The sequence below is a fragment of the Mariniflexile gromovii genome (assembly GCF_017814435.1).
Classification (GTDB): domain Bacteria; phylum Bacteroidota; class Bacteroidia; order Flavobacteriales; family Flavobacteriaceae; genus Mariniflexile; species Mariniflexile gromovii.
Window position 1 is genome coordinate 22098 of sequence record NZ_JAGJCB010000014.1, and the last position, 19506, is coordinate 41603.

Annotated in this window: 25 protein-coding genes and 1 pseudogene; 11 read left to right on the forward strand and 15 right to left on the reverse strand. The window is 29.7% G+C overall.

What is annotated here, in order from left to right; translation table 11 throughout:
* Positions 1-1110 precede the first annotated feature (1110 nt).
* The 9 genes from J8H85_RS13535 to J8H85_RS13575 all read left to right on the forward strand — a co-directional run bounded on the left by J8H85_RS13535 (position 1111) and on the right by J8H85_RS13575 (position 5541).
* Positions 1111-1752, forward strand: a complete 642-nt coding sequence (locus J8H85_RS13535; protein ID WP_209655750.1) for a MarR family transcriptional regulator — start codon at positions 1111-1113, stop codon at positions 1750-1752.
* 1 nt (position 1753) lies between these two features.
* Complete coding sequence (locus J8H85_RS13540; protein WP_209655751.1) at positions 1754-2374, forward strand: UvrB/UvrC motif-containing protein; 621 nt, start codon at positions 1754-1756, stop codon at positions 2372-2374.
* A 2-nt stretch (positions 2375-2376) separates the two neighbouring features.
* On the forward strand, positions 2377-2613 hold the full coding sequence (locus J8H85_RS13545; protein WP_209655752.1) for a hypothetical protein: 237 nt from the start codon (positions 2377-2379) through the stop codon (positions 2611-2613).
* A 98-nt stretch (positions 2614-2711) separates the two neighbouring features.
* Positions 2712-3101, forward strand: a complete 390-nt coding sequence (locus J8H85_RS13550) for a hypothetical protein (protein WP_209655753.1) — start codon at positions 2712-2714, stop codon at positions 3099-3101.
* Positions 3102-3106: 5 nt separating this feature from the next.
* Entirely contained in the window at positions 3107-3397 is a 291-nt protein-coding gene (locus J8H85_RS13555) for a hypothetical protein (RefSeq protein WP_209655754.1), read from the forward strand.
* 129 nt (positions 3398-3526) lie between these two features.
* Positions 3527-4309: a methyltransferase gene (locus tag J8H85_RS13560; protein ID WP_209655755.1), complete on the forward strand. Its 783-nt coding sequence runs from the start codon at positions 3527-3529 to the stop codon at positions 4307-4309.
* 33 nt (positions 4310-4342) lie between these two features.
* A complete protein-coding gene (locus tag J8H85_RS13565; RefSeq protein ID WP_209655756.1) occupies positions 4343-5029 on the forward strand; it encodes a sigma-70 family RNA polymerase sigma factor in 687 nt (228 codons plus the stop codon).
* Between the two features lie 6 nt (positions 5030-5035).
* A complete protein-coding gene (locus tag J8H85_RS13570; RefSeq protein WP_209655757.1) occupies positions 5036-5383 on the forward strand; it encodes a hypothetical protein in 348 nt (115 codons plus the stop codon).
* The gene (locus J8H85_RS13575) at positions 5380-5541 is read left to right on the forward strand and encodes a hypothetical protein (RefSeq protein ID WP_209655758.1); all 162 of its coding nucleotides are present in this window, start codon (positions 5380-5382) and stop codon (positions 5539-5541) included. The genes J8H85_RS13570 and J8H85_RS13575 overlap by 4 nt, the downstream gene beginning before the upstream one ends.
* 83 nt (positions 5542-5624) lie before the next feature.
* Here J8H85_RS13575 and J8H85_RS13580 read toward each other — a convergent pair whose 3' ends face one another.
* Genes J8H85_RS13580 through J8H85_RS13590 form a run of 3 tightly spaced genes read right to left on the reverse strand, consistent with a single transcriptional unit; the run spans position 5625 to position 7374 of the window.
* Positions 5625-6173, reverse strand: a complete 549-nt coding sequence (locus J8H85_RS13580) for a hypothetical protein (RefSeq protein WP_209655759.1) — start codon at positions 6171-6173, stop codon at positions 5625-5627.
* Between the two features lie 22 nt (positions 6174-6195).
* Positions 6196-6684, reverse strand: a complete 489-nt coding sequence (locus J8H85_RS13585; protein ID WP_209655760.1) for a GIY-YIG nuclease family protein — start codon at positions 6682-6684, stop codon at positions 6196-6198.
* Positions 6685-6720: 36 nt separating this feature from the next.
* Positions 6721-7374 (reverse strand): recombinase family protein, encoded by a 654-nt coding sequence (locus tag J8H85_RS13590; RefSeq protein WP_209655761.1) that lies wholly within the window; start codon positions 7372-7374, stop codon positions 6721-6723.
* A 311-nt stretch (positions 7375-7685) separates the two neighbouring features.
* Between J8H85_RS13590 and J8H85_RS13595 the strand changes: the two genes are divergently transcribed.
* Entirely contained in the window at positions 7686-8075 is a 390-nt protein-coding gene (locus tag J8H85_RS13595) for a hypothetical protein (RefSeq protein WP_209655762.1), read from the forward strand.
* A 15-nt stretch (positions 8076-8090) separates the two neighbouring features.
* Complete coding sequence (locus tag J8H85_RS13600) at positions 8091-8426, forward strand: hypothetical protein (protein WP_209655763.1); 336 nt, start codon at positions 8091-8093, stop codon at positions 8424-8426.
* Positions 8427-8647: 221 nt separating this feature from the next.
* On the opposite strand, the gene J8H85_RS13605 is transcribed toward J8H85_RS13600, so the two are convergent.
* From J8H85_RS13605 to J8H85_RS13660, 12 genes and pseudogenes are all read right to left on the reverse strand, one after another.
* Entirely contained in the window at positions 8648-10342 is a 1695-nt protein-coding gene (locus J8H85_RS13605; RefSeq protein WP_209655764.1) for a recombinase family protein, read from the reverse strand.
* A gap of 61 nt (positions 10343-10403) precedes the next feature.
* Positions 10404-10847 (reverse strand): annotated as a pseudogene (locus tag J8H85_RS13610) (magnesium chelatase domain-containing protein); the annotation flags it as partial.
* Positions 10848-10983: 136 nt separating this feature from the next.
* Positions 10984-13218, reverse strand: coding sequence for a nitric-oxide reductase large subunit (locus J8H85_RS13615; protein ID WP_209655765.1), 2235 nt, complete (start codon positions 13216-13218; stop codon positions 10984-10986).
* Positions 13219-13491: 273 nt separating this feature from the next.
* On the reverse strand, positions 13492-14499 hold the full coding sequence (moaA, locus tag J8H85_RS13620; RefSeq protein ID WP_209655766.1) for a GTP 3',8-cyclase MoaA: 1008 nt from the start codon (positions 14497-14499) through the stop codon (positions 13492-13494).
* A 91-nt stretch (positions 14500-14590) separates the two neighbouring features.
* Entirely contained in the window at positions 14591-15502 is a 912-nt protein-coding gene (gene moaCB, locus J8H85_RS13625; protein ID WP_209655767.1) for a bifunctional molybdenum cofactor biosynthesis protein MoaC/MoaB, read from the reverse strand.
* A gap of 26 nt (positions 15503-15528) precedes the next feature.
* Positions 15529-15882: a four helix bundle protein gene (locus tag J8H85_RS13630; protein ID WP_209655768.1), complete on the reverse strand. Its 354-nt coding sequence runs from the start codon at positions 15880-15882 to the stop codon at positions 15529-15531.
* A 36-nt stretch (positions 15883-15918) separates the two neighbouring features.
* The gene (locus tag J8H85_RS13635) at positions 15919-16362 is read right to left on the reverse strand and encodes a molybdenum cofactor biosynthesis protein MoaE (protein WP_209655769.1); all 444 of its coding nucleotides are present in this window, start codon (positions 16360-16362) and stop codon (positions 15919-15921) included.
* 64 nt (positions 16363-16426) lie between these two features.
* A complete protein-coding gene (moeB, locus tag J8H85_RS13640; protein ID WP_209655770.1) occupies positions 16427-17515 on the reverse strand; it encodes a HesA/MoeB/ThiF family protein in 1089 nt (362 codons plus the stop codon).
* Positions 17516-17579: 64 nt separating this feature from the next.
* A complete protein-coding gene (locus tag J8H85_RS13645; protein ID WP_209655771.1) occupies positions 17580-17813 on the reverse strand; it encodes a MoaD/ThiS family protein in 234 nt (77 codons plus the stop codon).
* The gene (gene mobA / locus J8H85_RS13650; protein ID WP_209655772.1) at positions 17810-18382 is read right to left on the reverse strand and encodes a molybdenum cofactor guanylyltransferase; all 573 of its coding nucleotides are present in this window, start codon (positions 18380-18382) and stop codon (positions 17810-17812) included. Before mobA ends, J8H85_RS13645 begins: the two co-directional genes overlap by 4 nt.
* 1 nt (position 18383) lies before the next feature.
* Positions 18384-19124, reverse strand: coding sequence for a sulfite exporter TauE/SafE family protein (locus J8H85_RS13655; protein ID WP_245243812.1), 741 nt, complete (start codon positions 19122-19124; stop codon positions 18384-18386).
* A gap of 38 nt (positions 19125-19162) precedes the next feature.
* The gene (locus J8H85_RS13660) at positions 19163-19501 is read right to left on the reverse strand and encodes a winged helix-turn-helix domain-containing protein (protein ID WP_209655773.1); all 339 of its coding nucleotides are present in this window, start codon (positions 19499-19501) and stop codon (positions 19163-19165) included.
* Between the last annotated feature and the right edge of the window lie 5 nt (positions 19502-19506).

Genomic DNA, 19506 nt, shown 5'->3' on the forward strand with positions numbered 1-19506 from the left:
AATAACGGATTTCGTATTTCTATAAGTTATGTTAGGCATATTGCATAAGTTATGTTAGGCATATTGCATAAGTTATGTTAGGCATATTGCATAAGTTATGTTAGGCATATTGCCTATTCTCAATATATAAGACTATTAATAAGAATATAAATAAGATTATTTATAAGAATAGTATATTACGTTAGTATTAATATATACTACGTAGTATAGGAAATTTTGAATTTCAATTGAAGATTTTTAAAAATATAGATGTTAACCCTGTTAACATTTTAAAAACCTTTCTTCTATTAATATATATTATAAATTAATAATAAATATAATAATAAATATAATATATAACTACGTTAGTAGTAATATATACTACGTATGTATACCAAATTTTTGAAAACTAATTGAAATAAAAACATACTTCAAATTAATTCTAAACGAATATCAAATTTTATTTAAGAAATTATTTGAAAATATAAATCTTCAACTGGTACAGTTTAAGTTAATTCTAAACGAATAATAAAATTTATTTAAGAAATATTCTTTTCATACCTCAACCCTAAACAAGTTAAAACACTTCAAACGTACCTTCTTAGTTCCCACGGATTTCGCTACACTCCCAAAGGGTATTTTTAACAACAATATCTCTAAAATATCAAATATTCATTTTAAAGCGTTTTAAGACACTTTTACAAACGTAGTTAATATAATATACCAAAATTGTATTTAAATTAATTCAACATAGCTTAAAATAGCTTAAAATGATATTTAGAGTACTTTTATTTGGTTCAAATGTAATTAAATTAAAAAATTTGCAATGTTACAACTATTTTTTTAATCTACCAAATTTTTATTTAAAAAAACTTGCAACTATGATTTTTTCTTACTATTATTGCTTTAAATTGGTTTACCTGTAAAATGAAGTTAATAATGTGTTAAATTGTTGTTAATTTTTTAAAATAAATTAAAAATAATTGGTCGTTTGGTAAATTCAATACTATTTATATATATGTAACCAAGTGTTACAAGGGCTGGGGGTGAATCATAACACCCCCTTCTACACCCTTGAAAAGTAGAAAAGAACAAAAAATTGAAATAAAAATTGTAGAAAAAAAATAAATTATGAAAAAAGAAAACACTTCAAAAAAAGAATGTTCACTAGAAACATTTCTAAAAACTTCTAAGAAAATACAAAGAAGAAGAGATATTAACGCTGTCCAAAAAGACATAATATCTTATATAATTGGTTATCAAATAAACAAAAAATTCTGTTACGAAAGTCAAGGTGATTTTGCATTTGAATTGGGTATAGACAAAAGTACATTAACAAGAAATATTGATGATTTAGTTAAAAAAGGAATACTTCAAAAAGGACAATTCAAAGATTTTGGTATTACCATATCTGATAGAAATACACGTAAAGTTTATTTATATGTTGAAGAATTAGATGTTGTTAGTTTGGTTAAAGAAATTCAAGGTTTCGTAAATATGAAATCAATTAAAGAAACCCAAGTTAAAAAACAAGTTGCCGAGGTGGTCAAAAATGAACCGATTGAAGAACCTAAAAAAGAAATAAATTTTGAATCTAAATCTTCAAATGTTGTTGATATATCAATTCTTGATTTACCATTGAATCATAATAACTTAGATAAAATTAAATATGAATTGGGTAAACTTGGTTTGATTGAACCCCAAAAAGAATACTCAACAAATGAATTATATTTTTTAATAATTGAAGGGAAAAATAAATTAAAAATTGCATAAGATGAAGATAGAAAACAACACACCAAAATTTGAATATGAAGAATTCACAATTGATATAACTAATATTGGTATTAATTTATGGGATTATACAGGTGAAGCTAAAGAAGTTAAACACTATTTGAACCAACCATATATTAACTATTGCGCTCGAATTGATGAATACAAAAGTGTAAAAGATGTTAAACGTACTTTTTGGAATCCTGAATTAGATATTGAAGCTGAAATGATGATTCTAACTGATGAAATTTATGACCAATGGCAAGCTGGTGATATTATTCAATTAAAACTTAGTGTAAAAGAATCTAACAGATACTTCCAAAACAAAGAACGCTTCATTTATATCCAATCCATTGATGATAATGGTTTCCATTGTTACAGTTCAAACACCTATTTAAGAGCATTAAAACTATCTAAAGTATTTCCAGTACAAAATGATTTAAAAGTTGATGTATTGGAAAAATACGGAATATCAGATTTAAAAAATAATGATGTAAATAAATCTGAATTAGAAAAGTTAAATGAACTTAAAACAAAACTAACTGAAGCCGTAGAAAATGAAGATTATGAAAAAGCTGCAACCCTAAGAGATAAAATAAAACTGTTGGAAATAATTGTTAAGTAAAAATGATATTTAAAAAAATACAAGACGTAAAAAGTGTAGAGGTAATATGTGATGAAGTTATATATAATGGAACTGATGAAAACAATAATGATATAACAATAAAATTTGATACAGATACTTTCACCTATTGGTTAGATGAAATTAAAGAAGGGATAGAGATAGAAGAAAAATTCAGTAATGACTGGGTGTTTGATAGAGATGGAAATATACACCCCAAAGAGAATGAACACCTATTATAAATTGTTAAATAATTAACAAAATATATTTAAAAAAAATACCGGAAAATGGTCTTTTACTTTTTTACAGACTATTTATTATAAATAAACACAAAGAAATTATGAAAACATTAGTAAAAACTGTAACACCTCAAGAAGTTAAACAATTAATTAAATCAATTTCAAATATCGGTACAATATCAAATGATGATTACGGTATAATACCGTTAACTGATAACACTATTGAAGTAAATGTAAATTTTAATACCATCGGGAAATTAGAAAAATTCTATTTAAAAGCTAAATCAAAAAGTTTTAAAACAAATTTTGGTGGTAATCCTTATGAACAAAATAGTTATATGGTAATTGATGCTGACGATTATGAAATAATCGTTAATGCTCCATTAAAAAGTAATGGTGATAAAAATTGGACTGCTTACAGATGGAATAATATAAATGATAATGATAAGTTCAAAACGTATGCACCAATTTCAATAAAACTTAAAGCGTAAACATTATGAAAAAACTATTATTATTAATAACAACAATTACCCTATTATCTGCGTGCAGTGAACCATCTATAATTGATAGTAATTGTGATTGTGAATTATATGTAACTGTAAAAGATATATCAACCGATGAAGTTATTATACCTGAATTTCTTTATTCCGAATATCAAGATGAACATTGTACAACAAATGGTTTATTAATTAATATCAATAACCTTAACCAAGAAACAAAAAATATTAGATACCCTGATATTTATGATAAAGAAGCTAATATAACTTTTAGATATATATGCGATTAAACAAACCCATAACTATGAATATAACCTATGAACAAATTGATGAAGCATTAGCAAAACTTGAAGCTTCATTTCAAATTACTGAATCAATATTGAACAGTAAATAATAACGAAAACTAACCTACTTATGAATTGGCTAAACTTACTAAACAACAATACAAACTTCATAACGAAGCTGAAGAACTATTACAACAAGCAACACTAACCTATGACGAAAAACTTTTCGTTTATAATAATTGGAATGAATCAGCTACTTCTATTAATTCACAAGCTGGTGCATTCTTTACACCACAAGGATTAGCACAAGATTTTTCATTAGAACTTATTGAAGATAGAAACATAATAGATTTATGTGCCGGAATCGGTATGTTATCATTCTTTGCTTATCATTGGAAGGATTGTAATGTAACTTGTGTTGAACTCAATCCAACCTATGTTGAAGTGGGTAAAAAATTATTACCTGAAGCTAACTGGATTAATGCAAGCATTTTTGATTATAAAACATTCGGTCATTATGACCAAGTAATAAGTAATCCCCCATTCGGTAAAGTTAAAACTGGTATTGATGCTGAACTTAAAAAAGAACTTAAATACAAAGGTTCAGAATTTGAGTTTATAACAATTGAAATTGGTGAATATGTTGCTGATTATGGTACATTCTTGATACCACAAGGTTCAACACCTTTTAAATATTCAGGCTCACAAGATGGATTTATTGATTTAAGAATGAAATCAAAGGGTTATAATCCTTATGACCAAGAACCATCAAGAAAAGTGCAAAAGTTTTTAAAAGAAACCGAATACAACCCAATCTTTAATGCCGGAATTGATACAAGTATTTATAAAAATGAATGGAAAGGTGTATCACCAACTTGTGAAGTAATCAACTTTGATTGGAAAAACCTATACTGGTAAATGAATAACGATGAAAATAAAGAAATATGAATAGTGAACCTAAAAAAATATGTAAATGATAACTATATTAAATTATCAACTGATGAAGTAAGATTACTATTTGAAAATATTGAAGCAAATAAAGAATTAATAGTAAAAACTCAATTACCATTGGTATTAAACTTGGTAATGAGATTTACCAAATCTAAAAATATTAATTCTGAAGAATTATTTTCAGTTGCACTTGAAGCTTTAACAAATTCAATTGAAAAATATAACAATTCAAATGAAGCTACATTTACCACCTTCTGTTATCATAATATTTATTTCAGCTTATTAGATTATCAAGATAACATAATCAGGATTCCAGCCAATGCCAAAAAGTTTACAGATAACCCTAAAGCATATTCATTTTCAAATTGGAATAATGAAGATAATAATTTCAAGTTTGAAGATAGATTTGAAAGTTATGATTCAATCAAAACTTGTAATGAATCTGAACTTATTGAAATAATAAAAGAACACCTTATAAGCCATAAAAAAAATGTTAATGGTGATATGCAAGCAGATATAGTAATTAAGTATTTAGGGCTTAATATGGATAAATCTATAAACCTACCTAAACAAGCTGAATCACTTAATTTGACACCTCAAAGAGTGCAACAATTATATCACACAGCAATGAATAGGTTGAAAGAAAATAAAGCCTTTAAAATGGCTCTAAAAAGATTAACAGAATAATTAAAAATGAATGATAAAGTAAAAGAAATGATTATTGATTACATTAAAATTAATATATGTTTTGATTATGATAAAATATCAAAGATGTTCGGTACTTCAAAAAATGAAGTTTATAATATTATAATTAATTTATTATATAATTGTCAAAGTTATTATCCCCCATCATTAAAATTAGTATATGAAGAAATTTCAGATAATACTTATAAACATAAAATTCTTAAAAATGATATTGAATTAAACATATCAGATACTTTAGTACAAAAAATATGGGATAATAAAAATATTTTTATAACTGATTTTGATTCACCTGAACAACAATTAGAATACTTCAAATTATTAAACATAAAAATATGAATGAAAAAGTAAAAGAAATGATTATTGATTATCATAAAAGGAATCCAAAATATTCAATTAATCAATTATCTAAAGTATTTGGTTTGCCATTTGAAAATGTATGGAATGTGATAATACCTAATTTAAATATTGGTAGAAATAATAAGTTGTTAATTTAGAAATAAATGATTAAACCCCCTTAGAACTAATCTAAAGGGGTTTATTCATTATATTATGTATACTTACTTATTATTCAACAAACTTATTGATTAGAAGCATATATATTTAAACGTTCCATAATAGTTAATTTTTTATTGAAATATTTATTAATAACCTTTTGAATCTTTGGTAATTGTTTTTTCTCAAATACCTTATTCCATTTTCTATTGTTACACCAAGTATCTAATTCTTCAAATTTAACTTCACCAATTTCATCAAACATTAATATATTATTCTTCTTTTTAAAGTCTTTGAATGATTTATATAAACCACTTGAATCGATATAATAACCTTCACATACTAACATTAAATGTGAAGTTTCAATTTCATCTAAATCTTTTATATCACCACTTTTAACATAATCATTAAAATATTCTTTTAATACGGATAAATGGTCATTACTTCCATAATATTGACAATAGATAACTTTTATATCATCTGTTAATTCTTTTAAGTGTGGATATAAAAACTTAGCAAAGTGAGCGCAACCACCAGCATTAATATTTTCAAATGTTTTATCTATGGTCTTTAATAGTGTTTCTAATCTATCTTTAAATTCCTTTGTAAATATAGTTACTGTATTCGTACTCATAATTGTTATTAATTTGGGGTTATTATAGATTCATATAGGTATATTCAGTAACTAAATTATTAAATGGTTTATATTCCAATAGTTCACCATATTGTTTAGCACCATAAGTATTAAATAATACGTCCATTAATTTTGATACCTTTTCAGAATCAAAATCATTATTTAGTTTATTAATTGTTTCTACCAACACATCAGTTAAAACTAATTTATTTTCAGGATTGATATTATAAACTTCATCATATGGTGTAAAGTATTTTAATAATGATTCTTCATTAATAGTTGAATCATTAAAATCAAACCATTCACCACTAATTCTATATTCATCATAAATATTATGTAATTGCTTTTCTTTAGTAGATGATATTCCAACTAAATCAATATGTATATTAGCAGTTCGTAATGTATAGAATCTTCTTAGTGGGTCATTTGATTTACCTATTTTATATAAACCAGTATTCTTTTCTTTAATTAAGTAAGTATTGTATTTCATAATTCCTTTTATGGCAATCATATATAAAAAAAGTTATAAGTGCAAGTTGAAATGATTTTATTTCAATAATCTTGATACTTGTATTGGATTAAATTCATTACCTCTAGCAGTTTTAAACCCATTAGAATTAAGTTCATCTGCAATACGTTGTAATGTATATCCATTTGTTTTAAACGTCTTAGCTATCATCTTTGCACGTTTATTATTAGGGTTTAAATCTGCTTTAACTTTCATTGCTTTAGCACCTTTTAACCTACCTTCATTTGTTAGATTATTTGGATTACCTAATTTAACACCCTTAGCTTTTAATACCTTCAATGCTGATTTAGTTCTTTCACTTATTTTTTCACGTTCATCTTTAGCAATAGCCAATTTAATATTCTTTAATAATTCATTATCATTTGGTGAATCTGATTCAATGTATTTAACACCTAATTCTTCTAACTTAACAGCTATTTTAAACCCACTTCTTGATAGTCTATCTAGTTTCTTAACAACTAATATAGCTGAATGTTTTAAAGCTTCTAAAATGGCTTTATTTAAGTTTATCCTATTATCTTTTTTACCACTTGCTATATCGGTAAATTCATTAATTAATTCACCGTTGGTATTGGTAATATATTTTCTAACTGATTCCTTTTGAGATTCCAGACCTAAACCTGATTTACCTTGTTCATTTGTTGATACACGATAATATGCTATATACTTCATAATTCTTATTATTTATTGTTTGACTTTACAATAATAGTAATAATTTAACAAACCTGCAACGTCCGTTTATGTTTTGTTAATAATTTATAATGATGCTGGTAATGGTTCTAATGGTTGAAAGTATGAATGAAAAAGATGGGGTGCTGGGGGTGTGTAATGTGCGTGTTGGATATATTATTAACTATATTGTGTATTATTTATTTATACCTTTTTAAAAACCCTACATAATTACTAGGAATTAGAATAATGTTAATAAGTAGGTTTAATAATACAACAATAATAATTTAACTTTGTATTTTAAATATATTGAAATGCGTGATTTTTTTAACAACCCATATTTCTTACTTATAGTAGCTTGGTTATTGGGTTTATTAGGTGATAAATATGTATTACCATTACTACCTGAAGTTAAAACCATTGGTAATTGGTTTATTAGTTTTAAGAAGATAATGGTAAATTTCATAGTATGGTTTTTTCATATATTGAATCTATATTTATTACCTTTTAGTTTTATAATTATTGGCATCACAAGGTTATTTGGTTATGATATTATATATCAATTAGGTATTAATTCTGTTGATAAAGGTGAATATACAATATTAAATATATTAGGTAATGTTATAGGTATTATAATTGGTTTTTTAACTTTTATATATTTCTATACCAAGTATAAACAATTAAAAGAAAATGTTGAAGTATAATTTTAAATTCTTGATATGATAGAGTTAATAAAAAAGAATGTTTTGTTAGTTACCATTATTGGTAATGTAGTTGGTGGAATGATTATGTTTTATGTTTTACCCTTATTACCTGATATTTCAACTATAAGTAAATACTTTTGGCAAGCTTATATGATTGTATTTGGTTTTATAATACCTATTCTACATATTAGATTATTAATGACTAATAAAGATATAATTGTTGATAAGCCATTTGTATTGAATATTGTTATATCTGTTAGTTTTATTTTATTTTGGGTTTTATTTTCTATGATTGATAAACTTACTGATGTTGTTTTTTTATTATTTAATAATGTAAATCAGGTATTATAATTATATTTTTTTATGATTCCCCCGGCAAAGTGTTTTATGGAATGATTATTTTGATTTAGAAGGTTATGTACCCCCTGTTTAGGATTTGTATTATAATTGATTTCCCCGGATTTTGTATAAAAAAAAGGGATAACAATTAAGTTACCCCTATTCACTTTTTGTCGTCAAACAATAAATAACATTATGTTATTCAAAAGTGAATGACAAATATATTAATATTATTAATTTCTTTCTTGAATAATATTTTTCATTTTCTCTTTAAACTTTCTTGAAGTATTTCTACCCATTTCATTTATTTCATTTTGACTATAATCATTGAATTTTTCAGAAATTGGTATTAGAGTTTCTTCAAATGGTTCTAGTGCATAATTATAACCGTTATCTATTAAATATACTTCCGGTTCAATATTAGGAATGTTAAAATAAACTTCTATTGTTCTGAACTTATATTTTCTATTTTCATCAGTAACTACGATTTGTTTAATATACTTGTTCAAAATGTAATGTTTATCATTGAAAGATGTTTTGTTTTTATATTCCAACAATTCATTTGATATATCTTTTGAAGAAGATAGTTTATTTTCATAAGTTTTTATCTGTTCCTTTAGGTTTAGAATTTGCGTTTCAATATCATTTTGTTCAGTTCTTATTCTTTTTAGTTCCCTTTCAGATTCTTCATCTGTTATAAATCCCTTTATTGTTAATGTTATTGTTTTTTTTCTTTCCCCGGCAATTGATGAAATAAGGTGATTAAGTTCATTAAGCTTATTGTTCAATTTATCTATCATTTCTTTTTCATCCGTATTTTTAAAGTGCTTTAAAACAAGATTTGAAAGGTGTTTATCTACAAAGAACCTATTCCAAATGAAATGATAGATTGAAGGTCTATTAATTGACCTTGTTTTACAAATGTTAGTTGTTGTTTTTGTTTTGGCTCTTTTGCTTGAACATCTATAAACATTTTCTCTTTTGACCTCGTAATAATGACCATACATATTACATCCGCATTCACATTTTAACAATCCTTTCAATAACCATTTATGGGTATATTTTCCAGAATATGTTTTATTTGCTGTAAGGTTATCATTTACCTTTTGCCAATACTTTTTATCTAATATCGGTGGTACATCATAATATTCACCTTGATATAATCTTTTACCATAATACCAAGTTGATTTGATTATTTGCCTAACAGTATTTTGTTGCCATTTAACGTCTTTCTTTTGTTTTTTGGTGGTTATGCCTGTTAATTTATTATGTGTTGTTAAAGAACCTTTAGCTGTCTTAGCATAGCGAGTTGGAACACCATCATCATTAAGTGCTTCAGCTATTTTATTTGTACCAATTCCTTTTAATGATAGTTTGAACATTAGTTTTACAATTTCAGCTTCTTCTTCATCAATTGCTATAAAACCATTATCATCTTTTTTATAACCATATTTTAAAACCGGATTGGTGGCTTTACCTTCTTTAACTGCTCGTTTAAGAGATAGTTTTAATTTTATTTTGGTTTCCGTTACTTGTCGTTTATGGATAACGGCTTTTATTTCACTAATAAATTCGGTATCGGGATTTGAATAATCTAAAATACCATCAATATGAGAATGAGTGATAATGTTATAATCTTTGAATAAATCGATTATAATATATTTGGTTTTGGGATTTCTTGAAAGCCTTGATTCATCTATAACAAAAACGGCTGTTATCTGTTTTGAAATAATATCTTCAAGAAGTTGAGATAATGCTGGTCTATCTTCAATGGTATCACCAGCACCGCTAATACCTTCATCTGTGTAATGTTTGAATTGAAGGTTTAATTCTTTGGCTTTGGTTTCACCTAGTTCTTTTTGGTCATTTATAGAACGGTCTTTACCTTCTTCTTTTAATTGAGAAATACGAGAATAAACTGCTAACATAATTTGAATTATTTATTGTTTGACAATTCAAATATAGTTAATTTTAATTTGCCTATACAACTAGTAACACAGCTTCCTTAGCGTTTTCTCTAGGAAGAATAAAACCTTTAAAACCTTCCTGTCTAGCCTTTACAGCAATGGGCAATGCGCCTTTTATGGGTTGTAAAGTGCCATCAAGCGAAAGTTCACCCATAATGATATAGCGCTCTAAATCTTCAGCTTTTATTTGATTGGAAGAAGCTAAAATACCTATGGCCAACGTCAAATCGTACGCTGAGCCTTCTTTACGTAAATCGGCTGGCGACATATTGATGATTATCTTTTTACCAGGAATTCTGTAACCGTTGTTTTGAAGCGCCGCCGCAATACGGTAGTTGCTTTCCTTTATGGCATTATCGGGCAAACCTACTAAATGGTAACCAATACCTGTATCGGTATTCACTTCTACTGTAACCGTGGTCGCTTCTACCCCAAAAACAGCACTTCCAAAAACTTTTTTAAGCATATGAATTGTTTACTGCCTAAATGTAAGAAATGTATCTTTTAGTAAGAAGATTAGTTTTGAAATAATTCCATAAAAAAACAGCAACATTTAAACTGAAATGCTTAAAGTTGCTGTTTCTATGCAGTGAATTTAGATTTTATTTCTCTCCATTCACTTTTTTTCTTTTGAAATTATAAATAGTTTCATCAATGGTAAACCAGCAGAAATAGAAAATACCAATTGAGAATATCACATCGCCAATCATACGCATCCATTTTAAAGTTTGAACCGTTGGTGAATATAATAATTCAGATTCTCTTGCAAAAGAATAGCCTTGAGTGATGGAGGTATAGGCTTGAATAATTCCAATAGGCAGCAAACTGAACAACACCATGGCAACCAAACCAATATTCAAATACCAAAAGGCGCGTTTTAGTTTTTTGCTTTCCCAGACTCTGTTGGAATAAAAACGTAAACATATTAAAATAAAGCCCATTCCCAGCATACCGTAAACGCCAAATAATGCGGTGTGGGCATGTACCGCTGTGGTGTTTAACCCTTGAATATAATACAAGGCAATTGGCGGATTGATTAAGAACCCAAATACTCCGGCGCCAACAAAATTCCAAAAAGCAACAGCGATAAAGAAGAAAATGGGCCATTTGTATTTTTGCATCCATTGTCTGCTTTTTAATAGGTTCCAATTTTCTCTTATTTCGAAGCCCATAAGTGTAAGCGGCACTACTTCCAAAGCACTAAAAGTAGCTCCCAAAGCGATGGCTTGCACGGGAGTTCCCGAATAATATAAATGATGAAGTGTGCCTATAATACCCCCTGCTAAAAATATAGAAGCAGATGCAATGGAAACACGACCAGCCGTTTTAGCTGATATAATTTTCATTTGAGAAAATATATAAGCAATTACAACGGTGGCAAAAACTTCAAAGAAACCTTCAACCCAAAGGTGCACCAACCACCATCTCCAATAGTTGATAACGGGTAAACTGCTGTTTTCGCCATACATCAATCCAGAGAAAAAGAACATTCCAATAGCCATTACCGATACCAAAAGTATTATCAATAAATGTTTTGATGCATCGTTTTTTCGAATGGCATATAGAATATGACGACTTACCATAACTACCCAAAGCACCAGACCAATACCTAGGAATATTTGCCAAAAACGACCTAAATCCATGTATTCATAACCTTGGTGACCAAAAAAGAAATTGGTAGTTAAATCTAAAAATTGATGAACACCCAACCATTCGCCAAACATGGAACCTAAAACGATAACCAATAAAGCGAAGAACAAAAAGTTGATGCCAAAGCGTTGGTATTTCATTTCCTTGCCAGAAATCATCGGCGCTAAAAACAAACCAGTGGCTAACCAGGTGGCGGCTATCCAAAACACCGCCAATTGTGTATGCCATGTTCTGGTTATTGAATAAGGCAAATATCTAGATAAATCGAAACCAAAAAACGCTTGTCCTTCTACAGTGTAATGAACGGTAGCTGCACCTAAAATAACCTGTAAGGCGATTAATAATGAAATAACAATGAAGTATTTTAAGATGGCTTTTTGACTTGGGAACAACTTCAAGTTTGTTAATGGGTCTGCATCTGGTTTTTCAAGCAACTCCCCTTTTTCATGATTAATTAAATAGTAGTAAGTAAGAATACCAATAAATAGTAAAAGCAACACAATAGATAAACCAGACCAGATGATAGAATCTGTTGTAATGGTGTTATCAATCAATGGTTCGTGTGGCCAATTGGAAGTATAGGTATATTCTTTTCCTGGGCGGTTTGTACTGGCTGCCCAAGAGGTCCAGAAAAGGAATGCATTTAGTTGTTCCAACTTTGCTTCATCAACAAGTGCCCCTTTTGGGATGGCGTATTCTTCTTTTCCTTCAGAAAAAATAGACTTGTAATGTTTAATGTTTTCTTTAATGGCAGCTAATCTGCTTTCAGAAATCGTAATCGATTTGTCCGATTCATTAAAGGTATTTGTTTTAATATCTTTAATTAAACGCGCTTTCAAAGCTGCTTTTTGTTCAACATTTAATGATTCATAATTAGATTTATAATCATTTTGTGCCCAAGTTTCGAGCATAAAAGTAGCTTCTTTGTGAATCCAATCGGCAGTCCAATCGGGTGCCACATAACTGCCGTGTCCCCAAATAGAACCTACTTCCATACCGCCTATGGATTCCCAAACGTTTTGCCCCGTTTGAATATCATCTTTAGTATATAAAACTTCTTTGGTTTCTTTAATAATAACCGTTTCCGGTATGGGAGGTTGTGTTTGATAAACCTCTGTCCCTATCCAAATTAGCGTAATAAACGATAGCGTTACAACACTAATAAATGCAATCCATGTTTTTTTCATTTTTATAATTTTATTGAATTTTAAATTTTTACTTGTTCTTTTAGAATAATTTAGATTTTGGTTTTCTTGGTCATTTTATAGTTATTTTATTTAGGTTATTTTTAGTTATTATGTTCACTCAATAGCAGATGTTTTATAAAGGACATTTTTGTCTTATTTTAAAACGTATTGCTTTAAAATTTTTCACAAAAATAAACCTAAATTAAATAACGGACAAATTTATCCTAATTAAAATTTCAATAATTTTTTTGAAGTATGAAATAAGAACAACAACTACCCTCCTATAGTAATCATACTTCTATTATTGTTATGCAATTTGGGCTCTTGAAGTTTTTTAAGTGTATCCATACCACCACGCACCTTAAACTTGGCCTGTACTGCTTTTTGAATGATGGGTTCTATGGATTTGCCTTCGCGAAGTGTGGTGAGTAAATCGGATTCTGTTGAAGAGAATAAACAATTTTTTAATTGACCGTTAGCTGTTAGTCGCAATCTGTTACATGAATCACAAAACGGATTGGTAACCGAACTAATCACAGCAAAACTACCTTTGTAACCTGATATTTTATAATTTTTGGAAGTATCGTTTGGTGCATCTTGTAAACGTTGAATGTTTTCTTTTGAGAATGAGGCGTTTACATAAGCCATCACTTCTGCATATGAAACCATTTTGCCCAGATCCCATTTATTACCATCAAAGGGCATAAACTCAATAAAACGAACCGAGATAGGCATGTTTTTGGTTAAGTTGATAAAATCGATGATTTCATTTTCATTAAAACCTTTCATCAATACCACATTCACTTTTACGTTAAAACCTTCTTTCACTAAAAGAAAGAGGTTTTTATACACGATGTCAAATTGATCGCGACGCGTTATGTGTTTGAATTTTTCTCTATCTAAGGAATCTAAACTAAGATTGATTTTATTGACTCCATGCGCTTTTAAAACATCAATAAACTTATCGATAATAACAGCATTTGAAGTGATTGATAATTCCACAGGAAGTGTAGCCAGTTTTTCTAAAATAACAGGAATATCTTTTCTGATTAAAGGCTCACCACCAGTCAATCTTATTTTTGTTACCCCATGTTTCACAAAGGTTTTAGCGATGTCGTAAATTTCCTCATAAGTCATTAAATGACTTTTAGGTGATAGCTGTACACCTTCTTCGGGCATGCAATACGAACAACGTAAATTACAGCGTTCAATTAACGAAATACGCAGATACGCATGGTTTCTGCCGTGTAAATCTTGTAATATGTTTTTGTTTTCGCTCATTTCTTTGCTTTCTTCTGTTTGATTGTTGAATCGTTGAACTGCGTAATTGTGTAATTGTTTAAACGACTTAACGATTCCACGAATAAACACTTTAGTCGTGTCTCGCTCCTCTTAATATACCAAAAATGTGTAAAACCGATGGGAATATGGCATCCATAGATTCACCTGCTCCGTTAGTTGAACCCGGTAACGCCAACACCAACGTATTTTTTATGGTACCCGCCACACTTCTGGACAACATGGAGTAAGGCGTTCTATCTTGCCCATAACTACGAATGGCCTCTTCAATACCCGGGATACGTCTATCCAAAAGCGGTCCCAATGCTTCTGGAGTAACATCGCGTGCCGAAAGCCCCGTACCTCCTGTGTAGATTATTAAATCCACTCCTTGTTCTTGATACTGCTTTGCTTTGTTTTGAATCACTTCCAATACATCCGGAATTATTTCATATGCTTCCGTTTGAACACCACATATTTTTAGCTTTTCAATAATAGCTTTTCCTGCTTTATCTTCTTTATGTCCACCCGAAATAGTATCAGAACACACAATAACCGCAGCGGTAATATCTGTTCTAAATCGGTTTTTAAAATCGGACTTCCCTCCTTTTTTGTTCAGCAGTTTTATATGATGGATCTCAATACCTTTATCAATGGGTTTTAGCATATCGTACATATTTAGCGCCACAACACTGGCACCATGCATTGCTTCCACCTCTACCCCTGTTTTATAAATGGTTTTAACCGTGAATAGAACAGTGATTTCCAAACCGTTTATTTCGTAGGCTACACCCGTATATTCTATAGGCAACGGGTGGCAATCGGGTAAAATATCGGGTGTTCGTTTTACGCCTAATAAACCTGCCGCTTTACTCATAGCAAATACATTTCCTTTAGGAACAGTATCGTTTTGAATTGCTTCAATGGTTTCGGGTTTACTCACTTTTACAATGGCTTGGGCTACTGCGGTGCGCAATGTGGTGTTTTTATGTGTGATATCGACCATTTTTTTGATTTATTATTGTTTAATTATTATTGATTATTAGAAATCGCGGTTTTTCTTGATGCTATGAAAACAGAAGTTAATTCGCGTGATTCTTTTAACAAACAATCTATTTCTTCTTTAGAAATTAAGTTTTCATCTAAAGCAAATTCTATCCAAAAATTAGACTCGTCTACTTCTTCTATAACAATACTAATTTTTGCAATAAAACTTGGTTTAGATTGCGCAATACATGTTGCTCTGTAATTTGCTGCTACTGAAGTTGAACACCTAATCAATTGTCCTTTAATATGATTAGCCAAATATGTATTTGGAAAGGATTGCGTTAATTTAACACAGTTGTGGGCAAACACTTTAGTCCTTATTTTTAATTGCTCTTTCATGGTAGGTTTTAATAATAAATAATCAATAAAAAATATTCAATTGTTAACTTTCCATTGATGTGTATCGTCTTCAAAAATCTCCTTCCCAAAAACGGGCACATGCGCTTTTATTTCTTCTACAATATATTCTAGAGCTTCAAAAACCACCTTTCTTCTAGGTGAAGACACAAACACGAAAAGACAAATTTCGCCTGCTTTCACCATACCTAAACTGTGGTAAATGTGCATGCAAGTGAGATTAAACTTTTCAAAAGCTGCTTCACGAATCTCGTGGAATTTTTGGTTTGCCATATCTTCATAGGCAGTATATTCAATAGCTGAAACGGTTTTTCCATCAATAACATCGGCTCTTACCTGGCCTAAAAATATATTATGGGCACCAATGCTGGTTTTAGTTTGGTGTTTTGCGATGGACTCCCCTATAAATTCTGAAGAAATCGCTCCTTGTTTAAATACGCTTTTTACCTTTTTATCTGTCATGATTTATATTCTTTTGAGACCTACAAGGTTTTTGAAACCTTGCAGGTCAAGTTCATTTATGCTGTTAATTCTGCGAGGTTTTCAAAACCTCGTAGGCATCAATTATTTGTTCAACGCCTTCTTTCAAACTATAACAGTTTTTAATGTTTGCTTTATTTAAAATAGAAACGGCTTGCTTGCTTCGAATACCCGATTGACAAAAAACCACTTTTTGCTTTTCAGTATCTATTTTATTTATTGAATTTTCAAGTTCACTTAAAGGAATTGAGGTGATATGGATGCTTTCAATTTTTGGAAGTTCATGCAATTCCCGAACATCTATAAACTGCATGTTTTCAAACGTTGAAATGTCTTTGATAGAAATTTCAGAAGTTATAAAATCACAATTTTCTATTAATTGTTTTTTATGAAAATCACTTTGTTCCTTTAAAACTTTAGCTATTTCTGTTTCAGACTTATTGATTCTTAAAATAAACGTTTGGGAATTTAATGCGTTATAGCAAAGCAATTTTCCGCTTAAAACATTACCAATACCTAAGATGATTTTCAGCACTTCGTTGGCTTGCATACTCCCAACAATTCCCGGTAAAACACCTAAAACGCCCATTTCGGAGCAATTAGGAACTGCATCTTTTTTTGGCGAATTTGGAAACAAGCACCTGTAACTCGGTCCGTTTTCATAATTAAACACAGATACTTGACCTTCAAACTTATAAATAGCCGCAAACACCAAAGGCTTGTTGGTTATGATGCAGGCATCGTTCACCAAATAACGCGTTTCAAAATTATCAGAACCATCCACGATGATATCAAATTGCTTGAATAAATCGATAGCGTTTTGATAGGTTAATTTTTCTGGATAGGCTATAATGGATATCTCATCATTCAAATCTTCCAATCGTTTTTTTGCTGCTTCTGCTTTATTTTGCCCTAAACAAGAAGTTCCGAATAATACCTGACGCTGTAAGTTAGATGTTTCAACCACATCAAAATCTATAATGCCCAAAGTACCAATACCTGCTGCCGCTAAATATTGCAGCACAGGACACCCAAGTCCGCCAGCACCAACCACTAAAACTTTAGCGTTCAATAGCTTCTCTTGACCTGTTTGACCAATTTCTGAAAGGATGATATGTCTGTTGTATCTGTTCATTTTAGTTGATTTGTTTATTCGTTGAATCGTTTAAACAATTAAACGACTCACCTTTAAACATAAATTACCCCCCCGCAAAAGGAGGCAATAATGCGATTTCACCTCCTGTAACTCCAGTTTCCAAGGATACCAATTCTTGGTTTTGAGCAACCTGAAACCCCTTATTTTTTAATTCAGGGTATTTGGAGTGTAATATTTTTAAAAAATCAGAAATAAAATTTCCTGAAAAATCAATGATTTCCTCTTCACATTGTGTTGTTTCTGCTATCATTCCGAAATATTTTACAGTAATTTTCATTTTAAAATATCGTTTAATTGTTCTGGGGTATTGATATTTTTTGTGAAGCATGCCTCTTCATGATCCAATACCACATTTTTTACTTTACATTGATTGACTGCATTTTGCAATCTTCGTTCACCAGCATTTAAAAGTTGTAAAAAAACATATGCACATGACTTTTTATAAAGGGCTATGAGAGGCATGTTTCTATGTTGGCTTTCAATTTGAATAACCTCAGCTTCATCATCAATGGCGTCAATCAGTTTTTTTAAAATATCCGTTTTAATCAAAGGAATGTCACAACTCAACACTAAATTATAAGCTGTTGAAGACTGCTTCAATCCCGAATAAATTCCAGCCAATGGACCTGCATTTTCAACAATATCTTCAATACGTTCTTGCCCAAAAACATCATACTCTTCATTATTGGAAACAATCATTATTCTTGAAACTAAGGGCTTCAATGCTTCTATACTATGTTGAACGAACGGTTTTCCATCATACAACAAAAAACCCTTATCTTTCCCCATACGCGAACTATTTCCACCAGAAAGAATAATACCTGTTATGTGTTTTTTGTCCATCATTTTATGTGAAAAATAATTTTACGCACGCAATTAAAAGCACAAAAGCTAAGATGTATCGCAAACTTTGATTGTTTATCTTTTTACTTCCAAAATAGCCTCCTAAAACACCTCCAATTAAGGCAATAGCTATTAATAAAAAAGATTCCTTTTCTATAGATATACCAATACTTAATTGACCTATTAATCCTGAAGCCGAATTCACCCAAATAAATAGTGCTGAGACAGCAGCAGCTTCTTTCATCTTTCCCCAATGAAATAATAAAATGAGAGGTGTTAATATAATACCTCCACCAATTCCTATGAGACCAGAGAAAAAACCAATGATACCGCCTATGGTAAGTCCTTGCCATAGTTTAATTTGTCTAATATTTTCACTCTCTTTACCAAATATATTTAACATTTTTAGTATTGCGAAAACCAGAAGGATTGCTAGTATTTTTTTATATAAAGATGCATCTAAATTAAAGCGACCACCTAATAACGATAGAGGTATCGAAGTAAGAGCAAACGATAAAAACAACTTTTTGTTAAAATATCCTTCTTTGTAATAAAAGTAAAATGAAATACCTGCAACAAATAAATTAAGCACTAAAGCTGTGGGTTTCATGGTTTCGGGCGCAAATGAAAACAAAGCCATTAATGCCAGATAACCACTGGCGCCACCATGACCAACGCTTGCGTAAAGAAACGCTACAATGGGGAGCAGTATTAAAAAAAGGGCTATACTTTGGGTTTCAAGCATTTTAATATTGATTATTTTTTAATGATTATGGCTACCAGCTACAAATCTTCAATTTTCCCTAATTGCTGATCTAAAAACTCCCAACAATTTTGATTAATTTCATCAAAAACCAGAATTAAGGCTTTGCCATATTCGGTTAATTCTGCGCCTCCGCCTCCTTTACCTCCCGTTGAATTTATAGTCACCGGTTTTTTTGCCGATTTGTTTACAGAGTCTATTAAATTCCAAGCTTTTTTATAAGATAGATTTAAGGTTTTAGCTGCTTTAGACAACGAACCTGTTTCGTCTATGGCTTTCAATAATTGTACGCGTCCTTCACCTAAAAGCACGTGTTCGTTACATTCAATCCATATTCTGCTTTTAATTTTATAACTCATAACTT